Raw genomic sequence first — 8,236 nt, forward strand, 5'->3', positions numbered from 1 at the left:
TTGAAAAATGTAGCGAGCGACGGCTAGGCAAGGCGAAATCAGCCGAAAAAGCGCAGTTTACTTGTTGTAAATGAGCATTTTGAGGCTGATTTCAACGCCGCATAGCCTAGCGCAGTAGTTTTTCAACGGCCTGCTAATTCACGGCCCCGGCGGTGACAGATCCATCCACTGCGGCCGGCAGCACCGCAATCTGATAACGGCCGAAAATCTTCTCCAGCTGACCATTGCGCCGCAGCTGTTCCAGAACTGCACTGAATTGCCCGGCGCTGATAGGCGCGCCGGGGCGCAGCAGGACATGGTGGCGATAACGCTGGTCGATCCGCTCGGAGATCAGCAACTGCCCCGCGTACTGCCGATGGCGCTGGAGAAAGTCATCGATATAGGAGCGCGTGATCAGGGCAATCTCGGCACGCTGGTGCAACACCATCAGCAGGTTGCTGTCATGGGATTGGGTCAGGGTGGCATTGAAGGTCTTGGCCAGGTATTCGGGATCGGCATTGAACTGGGCAAAGGCATAGTGATAACCGTGGTACAGCGCCAGCCGCTTGCCGTCCAGTCGCTCGAAATAGTCCTGACCGCGGCCCTGTTCGGCCCGGGCGACGAACACTTCCGAGTCCTCAAGGCGCATATCCAGGGCCGTATGGGCGATCGCCTGCCAGCCCCAGGCGGGGTTCTCGAAAATCGCCAGATCGAGCCGACCCTGCTGAAAATCGCCATAGCGACGCTTGAGCGAGGTCGGTACCAGGACAAAACGAAACTTGTGTTGCTGCTGATTGAGGGCGCCAACCAACTCCGCCAGCAAGCCAGGTCCAGATGACTGCTCGGCCTTGAACACATAAGGCGGAAAGTACACCTCGGCCACATTGACCACGGACTCGGCGCGAACCGGCGCCGCCAGCAGCAGCGCCAACGCCATTCCCCCACCCCTGGCCAACCTGCGCATAAACGACGACATACGACCCCAACTTCCCTATTTACCCTGGCGCCAGCCTACCCCAGTAAAAGTTGACCGAATAGAGCGACTTCAGTCACTGACTGAGGCGGCCGAACGCACTAGGTGATAACGGCTCAGCAGGAGGTCCAGCTGCCCATCGCGATTGAGGGTCTGCAGCAAGTCGGCAAAAATATCAGGCGTCAGCGGGGCCTGCGGACGGAACAGGACCTGGTGCCGATAGACCTGATCGACCCGCTCGGACACCAGCAAGTCCGCACTCTGCTGCGGGTGGCGGTCTTGATAGATGCGCAGGTAGGAGCGGGTAACCACGGCGATGTCCGCCCGGTCGCGCAACAGCATGATCAGGTTGTTGTCATGGGAATAGGTGAGCAGCGCGCCGAACTCTTCGGTTAAAAACTGCTGGTCTGCATTGAAGTTGGCAAAACCGTAGTGATAGCCACTGTAGAGGGCCAAGCGCTTGCCCTTGAGCTGATCGAAATAACCCTGATTGCGTCCCGACTGCCGGCGCGCCACATAGACCTCGGCATCTTCGATATGCAAATCCAGCGCGGCGTGCGGCGTATCCTGCCAGCCCCATTGCGGTGACTCGAACAGAATCAGGTCGAAGCGGCCACTCTGCAGATCACGGTAGCGGCGCATGGTCGAAGTCGCGACCAGGACGAAGCGGTACTCCGTTTGCAGCTTATTCAGCGCCGCCAGCAAGTCCGGCACCAACCCGACCGGTTCGGCGCTTTCCGGTTTAATCATATAGGGCGGAAAGTGGTAGGCACCGACCTGCACATCAGCGGCAAACGCGGGCAGTGCGAGCCAGAGCAACAATCCGGGTAACAGATTTCGCAAGCGCATGCGCAAGAGGCACACTCCACAGCGGACAGACGCGGTCATTGAATTCCCTAGGAGTACAAACAGTCCCTTGACGCCAAAATACTAGCAAAAAGCCATCCTAGTTTAGCTCAAAAAAATCAAAGGTCTTTGAGCACCAGCGACAACGCCTCCTCAGCCAGCTGATCCAGGCTCAGCGGTCCTTCCGGACGGAACCAGGTGGTGGTCCAGCTCAGCGCGCCGGTCAGCAGGCGCCGCAGGATAAAGGGATCGGCCTTGAAATAGCCGGCCGCCTTGGCCTCGCCCAGCACACCCAGCCAGAGCTGCTCATAGTTGTCGCGCAACTCGAGAATAAACGCCTGGCCCTCTTCCGACAGCGAACGCCACTCGTACACCAGCACCGCCATGGCCTCGCCGGTGCCGCCCATGATCGATTGTAGCTCGCAGCGGATCAGCGCCAGCACCCGGCCGCGCAGATCGCTCGCCTCGGCCAGGGAGGCCTGCATCAGCGCGGTGTTGTAGCGGATAGTTTCCTCCATCACCGAGCGCAGAATTTCATCCTTGCTCTTGAAGTGATGAAAGATGCTGCCCGACTGAATCCCCACGGCACTGGCCAGGTCGCGCACCGTGGTGCGCTCAAAGCCCTTGCTGCGAAACAGGTGCGCCGCCATTTGCAGCAGCTTGCCGCGGGCGCTGTCCGGATCGGTGATCTGCCCACTGGCCACCAGATCGCGCATCACCGCCTGAGCTTGTTGATCATCCACGCTAACTAGTCTCCAACTCTCATAGGCCTTGAACAAAGCCGCAGAAGCCTGTGCGCTCTCTGCAGCTTTACCCAAGTGCTTGTCGTAATTGGTGAAATTTATGCTGCACCAGCCACCCAAGCAAGCGCTCGGCCACACTTTGGACTAGAAAGATTCAACTAAGGGCTTTTCAACCAAGCGCTTGCTTGGTAGCCTTCGAGTCACCTTATTTATGTGTTGCGGACCATTCCAATGACTAAAACCGTACGCATCGGCTGCGCCTCCGCATTTTGGGGCGACACCAGCACCGCCGCCGCCCAGTTGGTAAAGGGCACTGAACTGGATTACCTGGTGTTCGACTACCTGGCCGAAGTGACCCTGTCGATCATGGCCGGGGGCAGGATGAAGCAGCCGGACGCCGGCTATGCCAGCGACTTCGTGGAAACCCTCGCCCCGCTGCTTGCCGACATAGCGCAGAAGAAGATCCGCGTGATCAGCAATGCCGGCGGAGTCAATCCCCGCGCCTGCGCCGCCGCCCTGGCCGCCGCCTGCGCGCAGGCCGGGGTGAGCCTGAAGATCGCCGTGCTGCACGGCGACAACCTGCAGCCCAAACTCGGTGAACTGGCCAAGGCCGGCACGGTGGAAATGTTCACGGGCGCGCCGCTGCCGCCCTTCTGCGTATCGGTCAACGCCTACCTGGGCGCGCCGGGAATAGTGGAGGCACTGAAACTGGGCGCGGATATCATCATCACCGGCCGGGTGGTCGACAGCGCGGTGGTCAGCGCCGCCCTGGTGCATGAGTTTGGCTGGAGCTGGAGCGACTACGACAGGCTGGCGCAAGCGGCACTGGCCGGACATATCATCGAATGCGGCGCGCAGTGCACCGGCGGTAATTTCACCGACTGGCAAAGCGTGCCGGACTACGAACATATCGGCTTTCCGGTGGTGGAAGTGGCCAGCGATGGCAGCTTTGTGGTGAGCAAGCCAGAAGGCTCCGGCGGCCTGATCACGCCTTTTACCGTGGGCGAGCAGATGCTCTACGAGATCGGCAACCCGCGCGCCTATCTCCTGCCCGATGTGGTCTGCGACTTTACCCAGGTCGAGCTGACCCAGGTCGGCGCCAACCGCGTCCAACTGCAAGGCGCCAAGGGCCTGCCGCCCACCGCGCAATACAAGGTCAGCGCCACCTACCCGGATGGTTTTCGCTGCACCGCCAGTTGCCTGATGGCCGGCATCGATGCGGTGAAAAAAGCCCGGCGGGTCAGCCAGGCGATCATCAACAAGACCGAAGAGCTGTTCGCCGAGCGCGGCTGGGGCACCTATCAGGAAGTCAGCATCGAGCTGCTCGGCTCCGAGGCCACCTATGGCCCCCACGGCCAGAGGCAGGACAGCCGCGAAGTGGTGATCAAGATCGCCGTGCGCCACGCCAAGAAAGAAGCCCTGGTGCTGTTCTCCCGCGAGATCGCCCAGGCCGCCACCGGCATGGCGCCGGGCCTGACCGGCATAGTCGGCGGGCGCCCCACCGTGTACCCGGTGATTCGCCTGTTCAGTTTTCTCGCCGACAAAAGCGCCTGCCAGCTGGAGGTGGAGATCGACGGCGAACGCACGCCGCTCGCCCTGCCGCAACTCGCCAGCTTCGAAGCCAACCAGATCGTCCGCGAAGTCGCCATACCTACGCCCACCGGCCAAGCCGACAGCACGGTACCGCTAATCAAGCTGGCCGTGGCCCGCTCCGGCGACAAGGGCAACCACAGCAATATCGGCGTAATGGCCAGAAAGCCCGAGTACTTGGCCTGGATAGCCGCTGCGCTAAGCGAGGGCGCCGTGGCCGAATGGCTGCAGCATGTGCTCGACCCGCAGAGCGGCAAGGTCAGCCGCTGGTATCTGCCGGGCAGCCATAGCCTGAATTTCCTGCTGGAGAACGCCCTGGGCGGCGGCGGCGTGGCGTCCTTGCGCATCGACCCGCAAGGCAAGGCCTTCGCCCAGCAACTGCTGGAGTTCCCGATACCGGTGCCCCAGGCGCTGGCCGACAGCCTGTAGGAGCGAGCTTGTGACCCACATGGATGTGGGAAATGCAGCCAGCCGAAGGGAGCGGCAGCTGCCTCGCGATCAGCCACAACGCAGAAGCATCGCCAGCAAGCTGGCTCCTACCAGAACAGATGCGGGCGCAACGAGGAGCAGAACAACCATGACATACGACTCAGTCTATAAAGCCGGCCTGTTTAGCGGCCAAACCATCCTGGTCACCGGTGGCGGCAGCGGCATCGGCCGCTGCACCGCCCATGAGCTGGCCGCCCTCGGCGCCCATGTGGTGCTGATCGGGCGCAAGGCGGACAAGCTGGAAAAGACCGCCGGCGAAATCCGCGAGGACGGCGGCAGCGTCAGCTGGCAGCTGTGCGATATCCGCGAGGAGGAATCGGTAAAGGCCATGGTCGCGGCGGTAATAGCCGAGCACGGGCCGATCCATCATTTAGTCAACAACGCCGGCGGCCAATACCCCGCCCCGCTCGCCTCGATCAACCAGAAAGGCTTCGAGACCGTGGTGCGCACCAACCTGGTGGGCGGCTTTCTGGTGGCCCGCGAGGTGTTCAACCAGAGCATGAGCCAGACCGGCGGCAGCATCGTCAATATGCTCGCCGACATGTGGGGCGGCATGCCCGGCATGGGCCATTCGGGGGCGGCACGGGCCGGGATGGAGAACTTCACCAAGACCGCCGCCGTCGAGTGGGGCCACGCCGGGGTGCGGGTCAACGCCGTGGCACCGGGCTGGGTCGCCTCCAGCGGCATGGACACCTACGAAGGCGCGTTCAAGGCGGTGATCCCGACCCTGCGCGAGCATGTGCCGCTCAAGCGTATCGGCAGCGAATCGGAAGTCTCGGCGGCAATCGTCTTTCTGCTATCGCCGGGCGCCGCCTTTATCAGCGGCAACACGGTGCGCATCGACGGCGCCGCCAGCCAGGGCAGCCGCGCCTTCCCGCTGTTCAAGGCCAAGGCTGGCCAGAGCCCGTCCTACAACGGCTTCCACCGGGCCTACCTGCCCGATGTGCTGAAAGACCAGGGAGAGTGATGCGATGCCGGTAATTCAGTCGGATATCGACCTGCACGGCGCAGACTTCGCCCACAATCGCGAAGCCATGCTGGCGGCGGTGGCGAGCTTTCGCGAGATCGAGCAGAACTGCCTGAACAAGGCGCTTGAGGCCAAGGCCAAGTTCGACAAGCGCGGCCAGTTGCTACCGCGTGAACGCCTCAACCTGCTGCTCGATCCGGGCGCACCCTTTCTGGAGCTGGCCTCCCTGGCCGGCTATAAGCAGCACGACGACAAGGACGGCACCCAGGCCGGCGGCGGGATTATCGCCGGCATCGGCTATATAGCCGGGGTGCGTTGCCTGGTCAGCGCCAGCAACAGCGCGATCAAGGGCGGCACCATCACCCCCGCCGGCCTGAAGAAGACCCTGCGCCTGCAGCAGATCGCCTGCGAGAACAAGCTGCCGGTGGTGGCCCTGACCGAAAGCGGCGGCGCCAACCTCAACTACGCCGCGGAAATCTTCGTCGAGGGTGCCCGCGGCTTCGCCAACCAGGCGCGCATGTCGGCCATGGGCCTGCCGCAGATCACCGTGGTGCACGGCTCCAGCACCGCCGGCGGGGCTTACCAGCCGGGCCTGTCGGATTACGTGGTGGTGGTACGCGGCAAGGCCAAGATGTTTCTCGCAGGTCCCCCGCTGCTGAAGGCCGCCACCGGCGAGATCGCCACCGACGAGCAACTGGGCGGCGCCGAGATGCACGCCCAAATCGCCGGCACCGCCGAATACCTGGCCGAGAACGACGCCGACGGCCTGCGCATCGCCCGCGAGATTCTCGCCATGCTGCCGTGGAACGCCCAGCTGCCGACGCGCCCGGCCAAGAGCTACCGCGAGCCGCTGTATCCGATCGAGGAACTGCTGGGCCTGGTGCCGGCGGACGCGAAGAAACCCTACGACGTGCGCGAAATTATCGCGCGCATCGCCGACGGCTCGGAGTTTCTCGACTTCAAGAATGAATTCGACAACCAGACCGTCTGCGGCCACCTGCAGATCGAAGGCCAGGCCTGCGGCTTTATCGGCAACAACGGCCCCATCACCCCCCAGGGGGCGGCCAAGGCGGCGCAATTTATCCAGCTGTGCGAGCAAAGCAACTCGCCGATCCTGTTCTTCCACAACACCACCGGTTTTATGGTCGGCACCGAGTCGGAACAGCTCGGCGTGATCAAGCACGGCTCGAAGATGATCCAGGCGGTGGCCAACGCCACTGTGCCCAAGCTGACCATAGTGGTCGGCGGCTCCTACGGTGCCGGCAACTACGCCATGTGCGGCCGTGGTCTGGACCCGCGCTTTATCTTCGCCTGGCCCAACAGCAAGACCGCGGTGATGGGCGGCGCCCAGGCCGGCAAGGTGCTGCGCATAGTCACCGAGGAAAAACACCTCAAGGACGGCAAGGAAGCCGACCCGAAGATGCTCGACATGCTCGAGCAGGTCACCGCGCAGAAGCTCGACAGCCAGTCCACCGCACTGTACGGCACCGCCAGCCTGTGGGACGACGGCCTGATCGACCCGCGCGATACGCGCAAGCTGCTCGGCTACCTGCTGGATATCTGCGCCGAGGCCGCGGTGCGGCCGCTTAAGGCCAGCAGCTTTGGTGTTGCACGATTCTGACCGTAGGTTGGCGCTAAGCGCAGCGAAGCCCAACAGGAACACCGCAGCGTTGGGCTTCGCAGGCTCAGCTCAACCTACACAGCCACCGACTTGCCCAGGAGAATAAGAAGATGATCTTTACCCAGGAACACGAAGAACTGCGTCGCACCGTGCGCAATTTTGTCGACCGTGAAATCAACCCCCACGTCGACCAGTGGGAGAAGGAAGGCCGCTTCCCCATCCACGACATCTTCAAGAAGGCCGGCGACCTGGGCCTCTTGGGTATCTCCAAGCCGGAGAAATTCGGCGGCATGGGCCTGGACTACAGCTACTCCATAGTCGCCGCCGAGGAATTCGGCACCATCCACTGCGGCGGCATCCCCATGGCCATCGGCGTGCAGACCGATATGTGCACCCCGGCCCTGGCGCGCTTCGGTTCCGATGAGCTGCGCGAGGAGTTCCTCCGCCCGGCCATCGCCGGCGACATGGTCGGCTGCATCGGCGTCTCCGAAGTCGGCGCCGGCTCCGACGTGGCGGGGCTGAAAACCACCGCGCGCAAGGATGGCGATGACTATGTGATCAACGGCAGCAAGATGTGGATCACCAACTCGCCATCCGCCGACTTTATCTGCCTGCTGGCCAATACCTCGGACGACAAGCCCCACGTCAACAAGTCGCTGATAGTGGTGCCGATGAACAGCCCGGGTATCAGCTTGAGCCCGCATCTGGACAAGCTCGGCATGCGCAGTTCGGAGACCGCCCAGGTGTTCTTCGACAACGTGCGCGTGCCGCAGCGCAACCGCATCGGCCACGAAGGCGCCGGTTTTATGATGCAGATGTTGCAGTTCCAGGAAGAACGCCTGTTCGGCGCGGCCAATATGATCAAGGGCCTGGAGCACTGCATCGACGCCACTATCGACTACTGCAAGGAGCGCAAGACCTTCGGTGCGCCACTGATCGACAACCAGGTTATCCACTTCCGCATGGCCGAGCTGGCCAGCGAGGTCGAGGCCCTGCGCGCCCTGGTCTACCAGGCCACCGAGCTGTAC

7 protein-coding genes are annotated in these 8,236 nt (G+C 62.8%); 4 read left to right on the plus strand and 3 right to left on the minus strand.

The window, feature by feature from the left end; genetic code table 11:
- Window positions 1-133: 133 nt before the first annotated feature.
- From Q8Q83_RS16005 to Q8Q83_RS16015, 3 genes are all read right to left on the minus strand, one after another.
- On the minus strand, window positions 134-955 hold the full coding sequence (locus Q8Q83_RS16005) for a substrate-binding periplasmic protein (protein WP_371132422.1): 822 nt from the start codon (window positions 953-955) through the stop codon (window positions 134-136).
- 69 nt (window positions 956-1,024) lie between these two features.
- The gene (locus tag Q8Q83_RS16010; RefSeq protein ID WP_305625121.1) at window positions 1,025-1,801 is read right to left on the minus strand and encodes an ABC transporter substrate-binding protein; all 777 of its coding nucleotides are present in this window, start codon (window positions 1,799-1,801) and stop codon (window positions 1,025-1,027) included.
- Between the two features lie 116 nt (window positions 1,802-1,917).
- Window positions 1,918-2,541 carry a TetR/AcrR family transcriptional regulator gene (locus tag Q8Q83_RS16015; protein ID WP_305625122.1) on the minus strand — a complete coding sequence of 208 codons (624 nt, stop codon included), beginning with the start codon at window positions 2,539-2,541 and terminating at the stop codon, window positions 1,918-1,920.
- A 231-nt stretch (window positions 2,542-2,772) separates the two neighbouring features.
- Here Q8Q83_RS16015 and Q8Q83_RS16020 point away from each other — a divergent pair, with 231 nt between their 5' ends.
- The 4 genes from Q8Q83_RS16020 to atuD all read left to right on the plus strand — a co-directional run.
- Window positions 2,773-4,560, plus strand: coding sequence for an acyclic terpene utilization AtuA family protein (locus Q8Q83_RS16020; RefSeq protein WP_305625123.1), 1,788 nt, complete (start codon window positions 2,773-2,775; stop codon window positions 4,558-4,560).
- Window positions 4,561-4,708: 148 nt separating this feature from the next.
- Window positions 4,709-5,587, plus strand: a complete 879-nt coding sequence (locus Q8Q83_RS16025; RefSeq protein ID WP_305625124.1) for an SDR family oxidoreductase — start codon at window positions 4,709-4,711, stop codon at window positions 5,585-5,587.
- 4 nt (window positions 5,588-5,591) lie between these two features.
- Window positions 5,592-7,208, plus strand: a complete 1,617-nt coding sequence (atuC, locus tag Q8Q83_RS16030) for a geranyl-CoA carboxylase subunit beta (RefSeq protein WP_305625125.1) — start codon at window positions 5,592-5,594, stop codon at window positions 7,206-7,208.
- A gap of 110 nt (window positions 7,209-7,318) precedes the next feature.
- A partial coding sequence (atuD, locus tag Q8Q83_RS16035; RefSeq protein ID WP_305625126.1) for a citronellyl-CoA dehydrogenase occupies window positions 7,319-8,236 on the plus strand: 918 nt, incomplete at its 3' end.

The sequence above is a fragment of the Pseudomonas sp. genome (assembly GCF_030696055.1).
Lineage (GTDB): Bacteria > Pseudomonadota > Gammaproteobacteria > Pseudomonadales > Pseudomonadaceae > Aquipseudomonas.